This is a genomic window from Arthrobacter sp. BF1 (genome assembly GCF_056680215.1).
Genome location: NZ_CM155271.1, coordinates 1,874,216 through 1,892,017, shown reverse-complemented (window position 1 = coordinate 1,892,017; position 17,802 = coordinate 1,874,216). Strand labels below are relative to the sequence as shown.

At 63.6% G+C, this 17,802-nt stretch carries 11 protein-coding genes and 1 pseudogene; 3 read left to right on the top strand and 9 right to left on the bottom strand.

Annotation, left to right across the window (positions count from 1 at the left end; translation table 11 throughout):
- Positions 1 to 18: 18 nt before the first annotated feature.
- From AC1MCD_RS08835 to AC1MCD_RS08805, 7 genes are all read right to left on the bottom strand, one after another.
- A complete protein-coding gene (locus tag AC1MCD_RS08835) occupies positions 19 to 1,575 on the bottom strand; it encodes a phage tail sheath family protein (protein WP_498677712.1) in 1,557 nt (518 codons plus the stop codon).
- A 116-nt stretch (positions 1,576 to 1,691) separates the two neighbouring features.
- Complete coding sequence (locus AC1MCD_RS08830) at positions 1,692 to 5,039, bottom strand: phage tail protein (RefSeq protein WP_498677709.1); 3,348 nt, start codon at positions 5,037 to 5,039, stop codon at positions 1,692 to 1,694.
- A gap of 117 nt (positions 5,040 to 5,156) precedes the next feature.
- On the bottom strand, positions 5,157 to 5,930 hold the full coding sequence (locus AC1MCD_RS08825) for an eCIS core domain-containing protein (RefSeq protein WP_498677706.1): 774 nt from the start codon (positions 5,928 to 5,930) through the stop codon (positions 5,157 to 5,159).
- A 115-nt stretch (positions 5,931 to 6,045) separates the two neighbouring features.
- On the bottom strand, positions 6,046 to 8,133 hold the full coding sequence (locus AC1MCD_RS08820) for an ATP-binding protein (protein WP_498677704.1): 2,088 nt from the start codon (positions 8,131 to 8,133) through the stop codon (positions 6,046 to 6,048).
- Between the two features lie 19 nt (positions 8,134 to 8,152).
- Positions 8,153 to 8,806: a Pvc16 family protein gene (locus tag AC1MCD_RS08815; protein WP_498677702.1), complete on the bottom strand. Its 654-nt coding sequence runs from the start codon at positions 8,804 to 8,806 to the stop codon at positions 8,153 to 8,155.
- Between the two features lie 3 nt (positions 8,807 to 8,809).
- A complete protein-coding gene (locus AC1MCD_RS08810; RefSeq protein ID WP_498677700.1) occupies positions 8,810 to 12,823 on the bottom strand; it encodes a hypothetical protein in 4,014 nt (1,337 codons plus the stop codon).
- 144 nt (positions 12,824 to 12,967) lie between these two features.
- On the bottom strand, positions 12,968 to 13,591 hold the full coding sequence (locus tag AC1MCD_RS08805) for a helix-turn-helix transcriptional regulator (protein WP_498677698.1): 624 nt from the start codon (positions 13,589 to 13,591) through the stop codon (positions 12,968 to 12,970).
- Between the two features lie 693 nt (positions 13,592 to 14,284).
- Between AC1MCD_RS08805 and AC1MCD_RS08800 the strand changes: the two genes are divergently transcribed.
- The 3 genes from AC1MCD_RS08800 to AC1MCD_RS08790 all read left to right on the top strand — a co-directional run bounded on the left by AC1MCD_RS08800 (position 14,285) and on the right by AC1MCD_RS08790 (position 16,146).
- The gene (locus AC1MCD_RS08800; RefSeq protein WP_498677697.1) at positions 14,285 to 15,142 is read left to right on the top strand and encodes a hypothetical protein; all 858 of its coding nucleotides are present in this window, start codon (positions 14,285 to 14,287) and stop codon (positions 15,140 to 15,142) included.
- 9 nt (positions 15,143 to 15,151) lie between these two features.
- The gene (locus AC1MCD_RS08795; RefSeq protein WP_498677695.1) at positions 15,152 to 15,469 is read left to right on the top strand and encodes a PAAR domain-containing protein; all 318 of its coding nucleotides are present in this window, start codon (positions 15,152 to 15,154) and stop codon (positions 15,467 to 15,469) included.
- Between the two features lie 101 nt (positions 15,470 to 15,570).
- Positions 15,571 to 16,146 carry a hypothetical protein gene (locus tag AC1MCD_RS08790; protein ID WP_498678509.1) on the top strand — a complete coding sequence of 192 codons (576 nt, stop codon included), beginning with the start codon at positions 15,571 to 15,573 and terminating at the stop codon, positions 16,144 to 16,146.
- Between the two features lie 62 nt (positions 16,147 to 16,208).
- Here the strand turns inward: AC1MCD_RS08790 and AC1MCD_RS08785 are convergent.
- Positions 16,209 to 16,562 (bottom strand): annotated as a pseudogene (locus AC1MCD_RS08785) (M23 family metallopeptidase); the annotation flags it as partial.
- Between the two features lie 529 nt (positions 16,563 to 17,091).
- Entirely contained in the window at positions 17,092 to 17,703 is a 612-nt protein-coding gene (locus tag AC1MCD_RS08780; RefSeq protein ID WP_498677693.1) for a hypothetical protein, read from the bottom strand.
- Positions 17,704 to 17,802: the final 99 nt, after the last annotated feature.

The following is a 17,802-nucleotide window of genomic DNA, read 5'->3' as shown; positions in this document are numbered from 1 at the left end:
GCTCCTTTTGAACTGTACTTACTCACTCACGAGGCTGGTGCCGCCGGAGAACTGGGATAGCTGGAAAATGACAAACTCGGCCGGCTTCACGGGGGCAACTCCCACCTGGCACACAACCTGACCTGCATCGATGCCTTCGGCCGGGTTGGTTTCGAAGTCGCACTTCACAAAGAAGGCCTGCTCGGGGGTCAGCCCGAAGAGCGCACCCTTGCGCCATTCATTGGTCAGGAAAGCGCTGATGGTACGGCGGATGCGGGCCCACAGGGCGGGGTCGTTCGGTTCGAAGACCGCCCACTGTGTCCCCTGCAGGATGGACTCCTCCAGGTAGTTGAACAGGCGCCGGACATTCAAGTACCGCCATTCGGCGTCGCTGGACATCGTGCGGGCTCCCCAGACGCGGATCCCCCGGCCCGGGAAAGTGCGGATGCAGTTGACCCCGATGGGGTTCAGCAGCTCCTGCTCGGTCTTGGTGATCTGGGTCTGCAGGCTGGTGACGCCACGGATGACCTCATTGGCCGGAGCCTTATGGACGCCACGTGTGTCATCGTTCCGTGCCCAGACACCGGCCATGTGACCTGACGGCGGAATGAACCTGCTGGTTCCCGTGGAGGGATCGAAGGTTTTCACCCATGGCCAGTAGAGGGCCGCGAACTTGGAGTCGTAGCCGCCACCGTCCATGCGCCAGTTCTTAATCTGCTGGGCATTCAGGTTCGGTGGCGAGTCGATGATGGCGATCCGGTTGCCCATCAGTTCGCAGTGGGCAATGGCGGCGAGCTGGACCGCTTTGACGGTTTCAAGGTCAATGGAGCCCTGTTCATAGGCGGCCATCAGATCGGGGACGGACACCATGGTTACTTCGTCGACGGCTTCCAGGCCGCTGAATCCGGTCCGGTCGGCTGCGTCGCCGACGTAGTCGTCCACGTTTAGTTCGTCGGTGCTGGGCGGTTCGGGCTCAGGTTCGGGTGCGACCAGCTGGATAGTTCCTTTGTCGGGCTTTACGAGGGCCCCGCCCGTGGCGACTTCCTCAATGGTGACGATCTTGGATTCCGCGCTGACCTTGGTTGCTGCGTTGTTGTTGCCACGTTTGGTGGTCACGTTGTCCCAGACCTCGGGCGGTTTGCCTTCAACCGAGACGACGATCTTGAACTGGTCCTCGGGAGGGTTCTCGCCTCCTGGGTCGGCGATTTCCACCGTCACCGGCTTGGGGTTGGCCGCGTTGGACTTCGCCGTCAGGCGGTATCCGCCAAGTTCTGCCATGGGGGCTGCGGTTACGGCCTTGTGCTGCTGCTTTGGCTTTTCCTCGCGCGTTCCGTTGGCGCCGATCCGGACGACGTAGCAGTTGCCTCCGCCGTTCAGGAAGTAGCCGTAGACCGAATGGGCCAGGTAGGAGCCGGGGATGAAGTCCCCGAACGTCTCCGAAAACTGGGTCCAGTTGGACACGAGCGTGGGCTCGTTGTCCGGGCCTTTGGCGGCGAGCCCGACGAAGGCGGCCACCGCAGTGCCCACGCCCTCGATCGGACGCGTCCCCGCTTCGACCTCATGGACGTATACACCTGGCGAAAGATAGCTTGGCATTTTTGTCTCCTCGATGAACCGAAACGTGATTCAAGGGTCCAGCGGGGAGGCCTGTGGCGGTACGGCTATGCGGATGCGCTGACGGGAAGGATGGGGTGCACGAAGGGGCAGGAGTTTCACTTCCGCATCCCCGATGGGACGCTAAGACGGCGCTGTGCTTCAGCGAGTACGCCACTCAGGATACCTGCGGCAGCTTTATTCCTCTTCAGCACGTTGGGATCGAGACCGGCCAGCCTTTCATCCCCCTTAACTACAGCTTCACCAATTTCAGCCCATATGTCCCAGACACCAAGTTTGACGCCCCGAGCTTGGAGAGAGGCCAGATTCTCGAGCGAGCTCCTGAGAATGGGCACCGGGATCCGCGGATCCTCAGGATGCTGCGCCAGCCACTTTTCCCATCTAGTACCTCCGTATGCGCTCGTGGATAATATTGTTAGTTCGACACGCCTCCCTTGGATGGTTGCAGATTTGAGGTGATCGAGGACCAACATACAGGTATCACACGGGGTTCGATTTATCCGCATTGTTAGTGGAATTACGCTCCCATTCTTATACTTTCGCCCGTCCGAGTTTTTCAGCAAGTTAGCACGGACATCCTTGTCAAATTGCCACTCCGCGTGGGCTCCGTTTTTGTTCGTGTACGTTTTCATGCCCTTCGGAAATGTCACGAAGGCATGCGTTTCCGGCGACAAATAATCCAAAGCAATGACTAGATTCTGCAGTGGCGGCTCGCTAAGATGACGCAGAATCTCGTCAAAGCCCAAGCCGATGTCCAGATCCGATTTTTTGATAGATTCTGGGTTTACCTTCCCATGAACGCCCCATTTTTGTCCTTGCTTCACGGGTTCAAGGATCGCCATTCCGTAGCGGATACGGATAGCCGTCAGGAGTGGCTTAAGAATCTGCTCACCCACAGCCTTGCCCTTGAGCCGATTCACGGCCTTCACCCCGGCAGCCACACCTTTGTCTAGCCGGTCCTGCTTCTCCTTCGCGATCTGCTCGGACGTCTTCTCTTTGATCCCGAGTTTCTTCTTCGCCTTACCGAGCAATTCCGTGCCTTTGGCTTTGAGTTTACTGCCCACCTTCTTTGCAAAGCCCAGGAACTTCTTGCCGTACTTGATCGCATTTGTGACCACCCAGTCCACGACAGCATTCATGGGCTTTTGAAGGGTCTCAAGGAGCTTCTTGATTTTTCCGGAGATGCCACCCAGGCCCAGGAGCGAAGCAAGGAAGCCAATGAGGACCGGCAGCATTTTGGCCAGCGTCTTTTCGATGTAACCCGCCACGGCACCCACTCCGCCAGCGGCAATCGACTCCACGGAATCGAGCACTGCGTCGACAAATTCCTTTATCTGGGCAGCCTTCTCCACGAAGAACATCACGACGTCGTAAATCATTTTGCAGGCTTTGACGAACGCGGATGCCGGGTTCAGCAAAGAGATTAGCCAGACGATTCCGGCTTTGATGATCTCCACCGAGACCATCTGCTGGATCTGGGTCATGATCATCTCTTTGACATTCCCGACTTTTTCCTGCACCCACTTCCAAATGCCACCAATACCTTCGGCGACCAGGATCTTGATCACGGTAAAGCCGTCCATCACCTTTTCCATGGCGGGCGCACCAATTTTTGCTATTATCCGCGCCTTGATGTGCTCTAAGGTCAGACCGAAGATCGACATCAGCAGCTGGACAACACCCTTGATATCGAACTTCTGCGGCAGTTCAATCCCGCCCTCCGCCAGGGCACCAAGAAGCCAGCCCTGCAGGCCTTTCCTGAGGTGTTCGGCGATGTTCTGTCCAAACTGGACGATCCCGCCTTTGACGGCACTGACGAAGTTGCCAAGGAACCCAATGGGATCCTTGATGATCTTTCCCACGGCGTTTGCAGCGCGGGCCAAAACGTTGAAAAGCATGTCCTTGAGCTGCAGGACTGTCTTGATCGCCCCGCCCACGGCATCCTTTGCCTGATCCCAGAGGCCCTTGTTTTCGTCTTGCATCGCCGTGATCTCGGCATCCACGGCTGTCCGGGATTCGACGTACTTCGCCGCGAGGTCCTGCACCAACGAGTCCTTCTTCGAGTCGATGTCACTTTCCAACTGGTTGAACTGCGCGGCAAACTGCGACGCCGCGTCTTGCGCGACTTTCTGCAAATTCTTCGGCTTGGAGTCTACGTAGGCCTTGATCTCTGAACGGCCCTTGACAATGCGGTCCTTGGCCGCCGAGAGACGCTCGCCAATGGTGTCGGCAATACGGCCGATCAATGCCGCCATTTCGCTCTCATACTTCAGCCGCGCAGCGACGTACTCTTGGTCCGCTTCTTTGGGCAGGTTGAAGATTTTGTCCTTGGCCCAGAGCAGGTCACCGCCCAACCCCGAGTAGCGGCGTTTCTTGTAGTCGGCCATGCGTTTTTTCACGTCGGCCGTGAACGCATCGCGGATGGTCTTCTCACCGTCGGTGAACTCTTTGGAAACAGCCCCGTCAAGGGATCCGAGAATGGCGTCGACGTCTTTCTTGGTCGCGTCGAATATGGCTTTGACCTCGCTGGCCACCTTCGCCCGTTCGGCTTCATCCTTCGCTTTCGCCGAGCCTTTGGCAGCGCCGGCTTTGCCCAGTGCGCCCTTCTTCGCGGCGAGCATACCGCCCAGCCCCACGGCACCAGCGCCCTGCGCCGCCTGTCTGGCAGATCCGAGCCGGGCGGCCTCAGACTCCCTAAAGGCTGCTGGGGCCGACATCGAGTGCTCTTCACCGGCCTTCTTCGCGGCGACAGCCCCGACGAACTCGGGTTCGTTTGCGGCCGCCAGCTGCTGTTCGGAGACGTCTGCGTCGGCCATGGCCGCATCAGTATCCCGTTTACCGCCACTTAAATCTGTCTGTTCAGCGGGGGCAGGTGCCGGCATGCCGGCCGCAGTATCTACGTGCACTGCGGCAGGTTGTTTGTCCGGCGCAAGCGGCGTCACCGGCTTATCGACAGCCTTCGATTGATCGGGTGCGGCGGCAGTCTTATCTGCGATGTCCTTCGCGGAGGCAGCTTTCCCATCCGTTACCTTGCCGGCTACCTGACTTTTAACTGCCTCCGTTTTTCCAGAACTGCCAAATTCCTCCGCCTCCTCAAAGGACTTCGGGGTCTGGGCCGCGATAGCACCTTTCACTGCAGCGATGAATCCCGCCTTGTCGAAACCTCCGGGTTTGGCCCCGGCCATCGTTGCAGCTTGGGCTTCCTTTGCCTGCGCTTCCTTGTCCCCTGCCGGCGGGACGGCAGCGTTCTTGACCTTTTCGACTTCGGCCCGCGGTGGTGGGTGTTGACGGAATGAGTTCCCTTGGGAAGCTACCTTTGACGTGACCGCGAGAAAGCGCGGGTCACTGCCGGGCGCCAGTCCTGATGGGCGGACCGGTCCGGGGCTCTCAGCCAGCCTTTGAACGTAGGAGGCAACAGCCGCGTTACCGGCGCTCCGCTGCATCATTTGGAGCATACTTGGTGCCCTCTGAGGCTGGCGCGCCACTGTTGGGCCGGCGCGTTGCGCTGGCACCTTACCCGGTCCGCCCCGAAAAGTCGTCGCCATGGACCGCTCCCGCCGGGATCAGCCCGACTCTTCCTCTTCCGCCTCGTCGCGCTGGACGGACCGCGCATCCATGAAGGAGCCCTGGGCAGTTTCCTCTTCCTCCTCTTCGCGCTGCACGGAGGCACCGTCCACAAACGCCCCTTGGGCCGTGTCCTCATCCGCGTCGCGCTGCACGACGGCGGCGCCACCGGCCCGCTGTACCGTCGCCGCAGCTGCCGGTGCGGACATCGCCCGCTCCGCTGTTGCTGCGGCCTCGCGCTCAAAGCGATCGGACGGATCGCTGACCCGCACCCCGCTGCCCGTCGCGGTTCCGTCCACCGGCCCGCTCCGCTGCTGGACAACATGCGTCAGCTCGTGGGCAATCATCGTCTTGCCGGCATCCGAACCGGGGTCGTATTTGTCCCGCTGGAAAACGATGTTGGACCCCACCGTGTAGGCATGGGCATTCACGGATGCGGCAGAATTGTGCGCCGCCTCCCCCGTGTGGACCCGGACGTCCGAGAAGCTGTGGCCCAGCCGGCCCTCCATGTCGGCGCGCACCGGTTCCTCCAGCGGCTGGCCGCCGCCCGACGAGACGACGTCCAGTACGGGTGATCGGTCCTCTTCCGTCATCGCGCGGACGCCGCTGTTCCCCACGGCGCGCTGCAGCGCCAGCATCCCGTGGGACCCGACAACGTCCGTCCGGCCGGCAGCGGCAGCCCGGAACAGCACGGCCGGGTCAGCGGCTTCCTTCCGGGCGGGCTTGCTGAGCAGCCCGTCGACGTCGGACTGGTCGTGGTCGTGGCTGTGCATGGTGGACCCCTTTCATCAGACCTACACCGACGATGCGCCCCGCAAGTACGGCCCGCAAGCTCCGCCACGGCGTCCAAACGGGCAATTGGCCGTGCCCCGAGGGGCAAAACCCGGCCTACCCCCCGGTGCTTCGCGGCATCGTGAGCATCCCCCAGTACGTGCCGAACTCGCTCTGCAGCGTCAGACGCCCCAGCTTGCGGTACTCACGCTGCACCGCGGTGACCAGGTGGGTCATGGTGACAGTGCCGCCGTCGTCCGCTGCCAGATAGGCGGCAGTGACCGCGGCGGAGCGGATGGCTCCGCCGGCAAGTTCGAAGGCCTGCCCCAGGAAGGGGAGGTCGATGTCCCCCGCCCGGTCCAGCGTCCGTCCCAGGCAGCGGTCCCACAGAATCCGGCGATGCGCGGCATCCGGGAGCGGAAAATCGACGACGACGTCCAGCCGGCGGGTGAACGCCTCGTCGATGTTGGCGCGCAGGTTCGTCGCGAGGATGGCCAGGCCGTCGAACGTCTCCATCCGCTGGAGCAGGTAGGCGCTTTCGATGTTGGCGTAGCGGTCGTGGGCGTCCTTCACCTCGGAGCGGCGCCCGAAGACGGCGTCGGCCTCGTCGAAGAGCAGGACGCCGTTGATGCCTCCCGCTGCCGTGAAGATCCGTTCCAGGTTCTTCTCGGTCTCGCCCACGTATTTGTCGACGACGGTGGCCAGGTCCACCACGTACAGGTCCAGTCCCAGCGCACGGGCCACAACCTCCGCGGACATGGTCTTGCCGGTGCCCGAATCCCCGGCAAACAGCGCCGCGACACCGTGTCCGCGGCCGGCACCGGGCCGCATTGCCCAGTCACCGAGGACCTGCTCACGGTGCTTGGCCCGCAACGCCACTTCCTTCAGCGCCAGCAGCACGGCATCCGGCAGGACCAGGTCCTCCCAGCCCACCACCGGCTCCACGCGACGGGCCAGGCGGTCCAGGGCTGAACCGTTTTCCGCCCTCGCCCCCGCGCCGAGGTGAGACGCCGTGATGTGTCCGTCCGGGGTCAGCGTGGCCTGCACCCGCGCGGATCCTGCAGCCCGGGCAACCTGCTCGGGCCGTAGCCGGAACGTCGACGTGGCGGCCTCAACGTCGAGCCCGTTCATGACGCCGAGCGCCCTGCGCCAAAGGGTTGACCGTTCCGCCGATGTGCTGGCAGGAACCTCCACCAGCAGTGGGGGCCGGGTTGTCCATGCAGGATCCCAGGCGGCGTCTCCCACAAGAATCACAGGCTGCGGTTCCGCATGCAGGGATTCGAGCACTGCCGGCCGGTCCGACACTGCAGCAAGCGGCCCCGCCACCAGCCCGGCGCCGCGGAGCCGCGCTTCCCGCACGGCAGCGTCTACGAGTTGGAGCGGCTCACGCTCGGCGGCCAGCCGGGTCAGGTCGAACAGGACTGCGCCGTAGCCCGCAGCGCTCAGGGCGCCCGCGGCCAGCACCCGGCCCGAGCCTGTGGCCGGCTCCCGCAGGTAAGCAAGGCGGACACCCGCCCGGAGCGCCCGTTCCAGCGGCACGGTATCTCCCCAGGCAACCGGCGGCGGTTCGGCCAGCAGGCCTTGAAGGGACAGTTCGGGCGTATCACCGCCCAGGAGATGCCCGACGACGCGGTCCGGCACCCGCAGCGCCCTCCCCGGCAGTGGACGGTCGGGGTCCTCGACGACGAGCAGGCCGCCGGTGATCAGCGGACCGGACAGCACCCGTGCACGTCCGTCGGACGCTGACAACGGGGTGCCGCACAGCGCCAGCGCGACGGCGACGGACGGACGGCGCCGGGTGACGTCGTCGTTCAGGTAGCCGAACAGCTGCTCAAAGCGCGGGTCAAGGTCGGCTGCGAGCGCAACCAGCAGCAGATCGACATCCAGATCCGACAGGCCGAAGGTGGCGGCCAGTTCACGCAGCCTCAGCCGGTGCCCGGTGGCCTCGGCGGCGTCCGCCCGGGCCTCGCATTCCTCGAGGCGCGGTGAATGCCGCTCCTGACCTGAATCCGTCCCGTCGTCGCCCTGCTCCGCAGATTCCTGCCCGAGCAGACGGTCGACGGCCTCATCGCTGAGGTAGAGCCCGCGGAACGGGTCATCAGGCTGCGGGTCGTCGGCGCGGCGCAGCGCTACGAGGAGACGGATTCGCTCCTCCACCACCCCCACGCGGCCAAGCACGTGGGCGAGACTGGAATCGCCTGTCATCGAACCCGCGCCACCGTGGTCACCGTGCCGGGCGGCGGGACCTGCCCAGCGCCGCGGGTGGCGGGATGTGCTGGTGGCGGCCGGAATCGGAGCCCCCGCCGATCAGATCGGACATATCCACATGCGTGCCCTGGGAAGCCGGCGGTGCCGCCACGTAGACGATGCCCGTGGCAACCGGAGCGATGACGACGATGTCGAGTGACGGCTTCAGTTCTCCCCCCAGCGCGGACCACACGTCCGCGAACGCGCGGTCCTCCGGAGGAGGCAGACCCACCGTCAGTGGAACGACGAGTCCCGTCTCCGCGAGCGGGCCGATAACCAGTTCGTCCGGCAGTGCCTCGTGCCTGATGAAGCACCGCAGCAGCTGGTCCAGCAGACGGTGCTCGTCTTCAGGCCGCTGCGTCCAGGCTGTGACGAGGTAGGAGAGCTTGAAATGGCGAGGAGCCGGGCGGCGTGTCCGGACGTACCCGTCATCTCCGCGATCTTCGGACAGTCCCCGTTCCCTCCGACGCAGGTCTTCCCGGATGTCGTAGAGGTACAGATTGACGGTAGGGGCGTTGCGCCGGCTGGCCCAGTCCTTGGTGGGCGCGTCGAAGACCACGTCCACCTCCGAGCCGTCCAGCGCCTCGGTTCGTACCAAGGTCCGCAACGCGTCGTCGATCTGGGCGATCACGGCCTACCCCCTCCCAATGAAGTCCGGCATCGGGGCTACCGAGCGGGCGACCACCAGAACGGGCGCGCGGATTTCTCCGAAAAGTTTCTCTTGGTCCGCGCTGGTGACGATGATTTCCCGCGTTCCAAGTTGGTCGCGGCGAACCAGCAGCACGCCCCTGCGGAGCTCAGTGCCCGCATGCTCTATTGCCGCTGAGTACGGCGGGATACCCTTCGACCAGGCAAACTTCACCGGGGCGCCCTGTGGCAGGCCCTCCACCACTACGGTGACCACGTCCCCCGGTTTTCCGACGGCGGGGTAGACGGTGACGCCCGGTTGGCGGACGGTGAACCCTTCACGGTCCGTGTTGTTTTCTCGCTTGGGGTCCGTGGTGGACGCGTTGACCTCGACGCTGATCTCTGCCGGGCGGGAAGTTACCCCTCCGGCCGGCTCACTCGCCGGCATGGCAAACTTCAGCTCGACTTCGCGGCTGGCTCCCGGCTCAAGCGAGTCCATCGAGCACAGTGAGTCGCTGCACCCTCCGGCTGGCTGGAGGGTCAGGGGACCTGTATTGGACACCTTGATGCTGATACCGGAGGCGGCGGCGGGGCCGTTGTTGGTGACTTTGGCTTTTGCCGTCGCCGGCCTGCCGCCGGTCCAGCCTTCGCGTTGGCTCAGGGTGAGGTCTACGGCTATGTCCGAGGCCACTTCTCCCGGGGTCCGCGTACCCGTCCGGGACTGGTTGTCTGGTGGGCGTGGGTCAGGGGTTTCAGCAGTGACGGTTGCGGTGGCGACGTGTTCGCCTGCGGCTTCGCCTTTCACCTGTATCTCGATGGTGGCAGTGGCGCCCTTTTCCAGCCGCTTGTCGAGCCTGCACTCCACGGATCGTGCTGACACGTCACAACCCTTGGTGGTTGCGCCTAGGGCGGTCAGCCCATCCGTCGTTTCGAGCAGGAACTTCACCGCCGCCGCCGGCGAGGGCCCGTTGTTGACGGCAGAGGCCTTGAGTGTGGCAGTGTCCCCTTTGGATATGGTGACCGGATCCGCAGGCAGTCGGACAGCAAGATCAGCCCATGGTTGAAGGGCGGGCTGTGTTTCCGGACCGCGGCCCTGGACGACTGTCCGGAGTTTGCTGCCATCCGGGGAAACGGCATAGATTCCGCGATGGTCCGGTTGGCCCGCGGCCTGTCCGGTGAAATAGATTTCGGCGCCGTCCGGGGACCAGGCAGGGTCTTCCGCTGAAGTAATTTCACCCCGGCTGGCACTCGGCGCGCCTGCCGCATCGAATCCGGTGACGGCGGCAAGGGACGCGGCGGCGTGAGGAACGTCCGGCCCGCCGGCCGCGTCGGCGTCTCTAAGCACTACATCTTTAAGCGTTCCGCGGTCGGTGACGACAATCCTGGTGCCGTCCGGTGACCAGGCCGGGTGCGCGCCGGTGACCGGGCACGGGGCCGAACAGGGCTTGGGGGCTGTCACCGGATTCGCTTGTCCGGTGCTGGAATTCAGCACCCACAACTCCTGCGGTGACGTGATCGGCTCACGCAGCGGCTTCAAGGCAAGCAGCGATTGAGTTTGCAGTGCGTTCGCTGTGGCAACGGTCGGAGCACTGCTCGGCGAGGAGATGAGGCGGAGGTTGATTACGGGGGGCGGAGACTGCGGCACAGGGGGCCGCGACGGCACCCCACTCTCCGAAGGACCCCGGCTGGGAATGATCTGCTCAAGGGTCACTTCTAAAGTTGTCGTGTTGTTGTCGATAATCAACTCGTCAGCGTCTTTCGATACGGCGCCGGTGATGGTCCCCTTCCCAGTGGTGGCGGCCGTTAGGACGACTTTCCGGGTCGCAGTGGCCGTCGGGGCCAGTGCCTCGATACGGCACGTGACAGCGGTCCCCGTGGACGGACACGGGTCAGCGCAGGGACGCTTCGTGGTACAGCGTGGGGGCAGGGCCAGGACTCCGTTAGCGGAAAAGGTCAGGGTGCTGGGGCCTGCACCCAGTTCGCCGCGGTTCGTGACCGTAGCTGTGACGGTCACTTCGTGGACGGGTACCTCCGACCCTGATCGGATCCGGGTCTCGGATTTGAGGTTCACCTCGAGGTCGGATGCTCCGGTAACGGTCAGAGTCGAGGTTGCTCTGTTGTTTGCGGGGTTGGAGTCGGAAGGTTCCAGCACCTGCGCGGTGATCTCCCAGCCGCCGGGGGTGTTCGCGCGCAGTGTCCAGACTTGAACCGAAGCCGCTCCAGGGGTCAACGTGCCCACCTGGCACCTGACCTCAGCCTTCCCCAATTTGCACCCCTCGGGAACCGGCTCCGCTGCCAATCCCGGTGGGAGGGTGAGGGTGATTTCTGTCGGGTCCGTAGAGACTTTCCCGGCATTCGTTATGGTTGCTTCTATTTTGATGTCCTGCCCCGCCCGGACGGTCGGGGATGCCTTTAACTCGATTTTGAGATCCGGCGCGTAGCGCCGGTCGACTGCAAGGAAGGAGCCGTCCGGGGACCAAACCGGGTTCTCTTCGCCGTAGCGCACGTCCTCCGGTGGCACCTTGCTGGCCCGGCGGCTGGGAGCCCGGGCACCTTCATCGCGTTTTGCCTCCAGGTCCACAACCCAGGTGGCCGGGTCACTATAGCCTTTCTCCGTCCATAAATATCGGGTAAAGGCAATACGCCGCCCATCGGGGGACCAAACCGGATCAACGTCCACGTCGCGGTCACCGCGCTCATAGTTCAGCGGGCTGGCATTCCCGCCGTCCGCCCGGCCACGGATCAGCTGCCAACCGGCTCCCCTGTCGAGCTCCTGGCCCCACACAATCGACGTTCCGTCCGGGGAATAGGCAGGTCCGGCGTCGTCCAATGTTGCCGCAGCAATGACACGCCGCGCCGAACCGTTGGACGCATTGGCGTCGGAGATATCCGCCGTTGCAGTGTGGCGGGTGTACCCAATGGATGCGTACTCGCCGTCAACGCCAAGCCAAGCGGCGTGGGACTCGGATGTGCCCGAAACTGCGGCGGCCTCCACTATCCGGGCCGGATCAATTCGGAAGGAATCGTCACCGAACACCAGCCCGGCTATTAACACGTCGCCGCGCGGATCATCGCGTCTCGACGTGAAGGCGATCCGGTTGCCGTCCGGAGACCATGCAGGCTCCGATGTTCCATAGCCCTGGGCGAGTGGGCCACCGGCTTCCGTTGCTGTGGGCCAAAGTGGAAATACTTCCGGCACCTTGGCACCGGCGGGCGGAAGCTTCAGCGCGGCCAGACTTCCGGCTCGTTCGTACCGGGTGGTGGTGAACGCGACCCAGGTCGGCCCGGACCCTGAATCTGCGTCCACGGACTGATACGCAGCCGGCTGGGTATCAGCGTCAGGTCCACTTGTGAGCTGGATGAGGCCAGCCTCTGAAGCTCGGTCAGAAGTTTCGCTCAGGTCCGGAACAGGCAACTGGAACAGGTCGCCGAGAGAATCCTCCCGTCCGCTGCTGAAGATGATGGAGGACGAGTCCGGAGCCCAGGCGGGCCAGGTGTCGGCAGCCTTGGAGAATGTCAATTGCCGGGCCTGCGAGCAGGCCTCCCCCAGCCGACTTATCCAGATATCAAGGTTTCCCTTTCCATCCGATGCATATGCCAGCATTTTGCCGTCCGGGGAAATCACCGGATGAAATTCGGCCGCGCTGTTGTCGCACGTCGCGCGCTGATGACTCGCACCGTCGGATTTGGAGACGTACACGTCCCCCTGCGCACTGTCCTTGGTACTGACATAGGCCAACTGGCGCGTACCGTAGGCGGCGGACAGTTCCGCCCTGTACGGGGTTGGATCCTTCTGCTGTTCCCACGGTTTGGGCGCAGCCGCACCGGGAAGGGAGACCTGGTATATCTCGGCCCGACCTTCGGTAAAAGCCACCTGGGGTGCAACCGGTTCGGGGACTCTGACCGCAGTTCCCACCACGTCCGAGGACGGCAGCATGGTGCCGGCAGACGGCAACACCAGCCCCGCAAGCGCGATTCCCCACGCCGCGAGCGACGCTGCCGCCCATCTTGGTTGTTGCACTGGCCCTCCTGCGCCATCGAACCGGCGGCGAGCCTTCGGCACACCCCCACACCCTAAGGACCACAGTGATGCCCGGGACGGCGGTCCGGCACGCGGCGCCGGGCACACGTATGGGCACCGGATCCTGCCCCTTGGGGCAACGGCCTAAATCAATCCCTCCCGCAACGCGTACGCCACCGCATGCGAACGGTTGCGGAGCTGCAGGCGCGTCGTCACGTCATGGACAACGTTTTTGACGGTCCGCTCTGAATACGCGAGTCTGTGCGCTATTTCGGCTGTGTCCAGGCCGTCGGCCAGCAGGCGGAGTACTTCCACCTCACGCGGCGCGAGGCCGGTGAACATGATTCCCCGCGGTCCCAAGACATGCCGCTGCAATTTCCCCACTTGGTCCAGGAGCCTTCCAAGCAGATCCGGCGGCACACTTCCCTCGCCGGAGGCGGCCGCCGCGATGACTGAAACCAAACGATCAGGGGTAGCTTCGCTGCGGCGGACCAGTCCCACAACACCGGTTTCGACCGCCTTGACGAGATCGCCGTCGTCCAAGTTGCCCGCAACCAGGACAGCGCGGGACAACCCGGTTCGCTGGACAACGCGGAGTAACGTCAGTGCGTCGTCGTCCACTGAATCCGTGACCACGACGACGACCCTCGCCTGTTCGGCGTCGTGCACTTTTACCACCCGCACCTCGGGGCGCGCCCGCAGTTCGCTGGCGACGCCAGCTTCCGATATCGGGTCACGCGCGTGGACCCGAACAGTTATAGGTTCCATGAATCCTCCATCGACTCCCCGGGCCGGTGTAGGCCGGCATTGCCTGCCCGGTGTGGTCCGTAGTCATGAACATAGCGGTGCATGCTCTTCGTGCAATCAACAAGGGCTCAACGGGCAACACCTTTGCCCGTAAGACCGCCCGGCCGATGTGCTGCCACCACCAACACCGGCCCTAGCCTCGGAATACCTACGAGCGCCGCGGGTCCCCGGACGCTGCTCAGTTTGTGAGGAGAGGCCATGAGCACCACTGCAACTCTGGATTCGCGCCCCATCAGTCTTGAGGCCGGCGCTGAGGCGTTTGTACCCCTGCACATACGCAATGACGGAGAAATCGTTGAAGAGTACCGGCTTGAAGTGGTGGGGCCAAGCGGCGCCTGGTCTCAAGTCGTTCCTGGACTGGTCTCTCTGTACCCAGGGCAGGATGCGACCGCGTCCGTGGAGTTCCGGCCCCCCCGGTCCGCAACCGTTCAGGCAGGGGAATTCCTGTATGGGGTCCAGGTCCTCCCGACGGAACATCCAGAAGATGCCGTAGTGCCTGAAGGGGTGGTGAATCTCCTCCCCTTCTACGAAACCACTGCTGAACTCATGCCCCGAACATCGCGGGGAAGATTCGGGGCACTACACCGACTCGCTGTGGACAACCGGGGAAACGTCCCCATCACAGTTACGCTGGCGGGCGCCGACCCAGGGGAAATGCTGAACATAGGCCTGCCCGAGCAGGCACTGACCGTCGAGCCGGGAACGGTTCAGTTCGGCCATGTTCGGATCCGTCCCGTCAGGAAAATCTGGCGCGGTATGTCCGCCACCCACACCTTCGCCATCACTGCCACACCTGCCGATGGGACCCCGGTTGTCCTGGATGGAACCCACCTGCAAGAACCGGTGCTGCCTAAGTGGATCGTCAAGGCCATCGTCGCCCTGCTGGTGTTGGCGCTGGGCCTCGCTGCACTCTGGTACCTGTGGTTCAAACCTGCGGTCGAGGCGACTGCCAAGGCTGCCGTCCAGGAGTCTGTCACGAAGGCCGATCAGAGCGCTTCGCAAGCTGCTACCAAGGCAACTGAGGCCTCAGCCGGTGCTGCCAATGCAGGGGTGGCAGCACAGTCGGCACAGGATTCGGCCACAAGTGCGGCAACAGATGCAGCCAAGGCAAGTGTGGCCACAGGGGCGGAGCCCCCGCCCGACCTAGTCACTTCCATTGCCAAGCGCCTGGAAGTTACCGCGGCCGCAGGCGCGTCCAGTTCGGCACCCTTCGTTTTCGAGAATCCGAACGGAACCTTGAAGCTGACGGACCTGGTCCTTAACAACCCCCAGGGCGACTCCGGGCGGCTGCGGTTGGAACTTGATGGTGCTCCCCTTCTGGACATGGCCCTGGAAAACTTTCGCGACATGGATTACCACTTCCTGACCCCTGTAAGGGTCACGGCTGCGCAGAATCTGAGCCTGACAATGTCCTGCATCCGGGGTGGCGCGCCCCCCGAACAGACCGCACCTGCCCAGTGCAAGTCTGCGGCGTTCCTCAGCGGCACGATAAGCATTCCGGCCCCACGGTAAGAGACGCCCGTGCCTGCCGGACCTGCCCTTAGGGTCGGAGATACGTCCCTTTGCCCGCTTTTCGACGGTCCAAAGCCGCATGGTGGCGGTCCGGTCACGCCCGCAGCTGCTGCGGTGACCGTGCTTATAGGTGGCATGCCGGCCGCTGTCGCCAACTCTGCTCCCGGTGGAATCCTCTGCGTTTCGCCTGCCCCAAACGGAATCGCTTCGGGGAGCCTCACCGTACTGATCGGCGGTTTTCCGGCGGCCCGGCTCGGGGACCTCACCCTGCACGGAACACCAATTGCCCCGGGCCCTGGCTGTCCTACTGTTATCATCGGCGGATAAATCCGCATCCCCGCTAACGCCGTTCCTTCGGATCCGCAGACGAGATCGCCGGTGCCTGGGGGCCTGCCGTGGTCGATGGTGCCTGAGGTTTCGGCGCCGACTTGGATGCTGGCGGGGGGTCCGGCTGCCGCGATGTGGCCGGCGGCGGCTGCGGCTGCGATGACGACGTTTTGGCCGGCCCGGGCGCGGGCGACGACGTTTTGGCCGGCCCGGGCGCGGGCGACGACGTTTTGGCCGGCCCGGGCGCGGGCGACGACGTTTTGGCCGGCCCGGGCGCGGGCGACGACGTTTTGGCCGGCCCGGGCGCGGGCGACGACGTTTTGGCCGGCGCCGGCGACGATCCGCCGGTCGGAGACGCCGTTGCCGACGCCGATGACCCACTCGACGCCGACGATCCGCTGGACGGGGAGGCCGTTGCCGTTGCCGGCGACGATCCGCCGGTCGGAGACGCGGTGCTCGTAGGCTCTGCTGTGCTTGTTGCCTTGCCGCCGGTCTCGGGCGGTTGGAGCGCAGGGCCTTCATTTGTTCCGCCAGTAACTCCGCGGTTGACGGCATTCTTCCGCGGTACAGCCCAGACTGGGGCACGATCGGCCTCGGTACCGCTGCCTGGATCGAACCTGAAACGCGGGATTTCATCAAGGCGGTCCAGTTGGGAGACCGGGATTAGCGTCCAGTGAAGGGGATCGGTGTGAACCCCATTCTCAATAGTTTCGAAATGGAGATGGCATCCTGTGGACGATCCCGTGGTACCGACGTACGCAATGACCTCGCCCACCTTTACGGACGCTCCCTGTCTAACTGCGATGGACTCCAGATGGTTGTACGTTGTAATAATCCCGTTACCATGATCGATTTCCACGCGATTGCCGCCGCCCCAAGGATGCCATCCGACGGCCCGGGCCACGCCCCTGTCTGCTGAATAGACACGGGTCCCGCATGGTGCCGCGAAGTCCTGGCCCCAATGAAACTCCCCCGGAGCGCCAGTAAGTGGATTGAATCGAAATCCGAATTTTGAAGACGGGCTGAGAACTTCCAAGGGCGCGAGCAGCTCTCCTTCGGGAGGACGTGCAAGGCCATGGGAGGCAACCGTCATCCGCCGTGTCCCGTCCGCCCCGATGCTTTCCACGTCCACGCGATCGAAATAAAGGAACCCCGCAGGATCAGCGACCACAGGAGATCCCTCCCGTGTCGGGGACGGCGTCACCTCGATTCCGCCAGCCAATTTGGACGGCGTCGGCGCCGTCCGTAGGGACTGCGTTTGGTTCGTCGCAGCTGCTGAGTCCATGACAAGAAGGGGGCCAACCATAGCACAGGAGCCGAGCACCGTGAGCATGATTGAGCCACTAAACGTCCTGTGCGGCCGCCGCAGCAAGATCCGCGCCGTCGGTCGGCCGGACCCAAACTCTTGTTGGCTGTTGGTCACAGTTTTCTCGTCCCATGCCTATGAACCCTTTTAAGGCTATATTTTCGAAGCGCCGAGCTGAAAAAGGGCGCCCATAAGGGCAGCCAAGAGGGCACTTTGCGGCCAACTGTGCCGGGGTTTTTGGCCAATGAGTTAGGTGGCTGGCTTGATGTCCGTCGGCTTGCGCGGCGACACTGCGTGTCCAACCGTTGGAAGACTGCTATTTCTTCCGGGCTTCGAACCCGACAGTTTTATTGGACTTCTTGCGGCACGAGACATCTGGGAGCCCGTCCTGTTTCGCCGTGGCTCCAGCATAGGAACACAGGTAGTCGGGTGTCTCGCGATTTCCGGCGCCGTTTACAGTCCCAGTCTTCTCGACGCGGTCAAGGATCAATATCGCTTCACTGCAACTTAGCCCTGAGATCTTGTCGTAGCGATACCTGAAGCCGAAACAACGTACCTGCGCTACCTTGTCAGCGTTCAGTTTAAGAGACGTGATGACTTTGGCCGTTTGCTGGAATTCGGGGGACGCTGAGAACTCTTTCGCTGCCGTGAGGAGCCCCTGTTGATCCCCTGGTTGTAGCTGTTTCAGCGGTACGCTGCCGCCAAACTGGAGATAATATCCGCCCTGCCTGACTTCGACGGATGCGTTGCCTAGGGGTTGGCTGCTGCCTGCCGTCGTCACGGCATAAATGGCCGTTTGCGTTCCAGGGCCCTTCCCGGATGAACCCCGCACAGCCAGTTCGATGGTCTCCCCGTCAGGTCCTTTTACACCTGGAACAGAAGCCCGGAACCCCGTGTCGGTTCCCCCGGACACGCTCCGATCGGCCACGCCAGGCACTTTATCCCTCAGCGTGGCACGTGTCGCCCCCGACTCATCCTGGATTACGTAATCGTCGCCGTCGCCCGACGACTTCGGAGTGACACGCCA

Coding starts and splice junctions, on each gene's coding strand:
- AC1MCD_RS08835 (WP_498677712.1), bottom strand. CDS start 1,575: ATGCCAAGCTATCTTTCGCCAGGTGTATACGTCCATGAGGTCGAAGCG.
- AC1MCD_RS08830 (WP_498677709.1), bottom strand. CDS start 5,039: ATGATGCAGCGGAGCGCCGGTAACGCGGCTGTTGCCTCCTACGTTCAA.
- AC1MCD_RS08825 (WP_498677706.1), bottom strand. CDS start 5,930: ATGCACAGCCACGACCACGACCAGTCCGACGTCGACGGGCTGCTCAGC.
- AC1MCD_RS08820 (WP_498677704.1), bottom strand. CDS start 8,133: ATGACAGGCGATTCCAGTCTCGCCCACGTGCTTGGCCGCGTGGGGGTG.
- AC1MCD_RS08805 (WP_498677698.1), bottom strand. CDS start 13,591: ATGGAACCTATAACTGTTCGGGTCCACGCGCGTGACCCGATATCGGAA.
- AC1MCD_RS08800 (WP_498677697.1), top strand. CDS start 14,285: ATGCTGAACATAGGCCTGCCCGAGCAGGCACTGACCGTCGAGCCGGGA.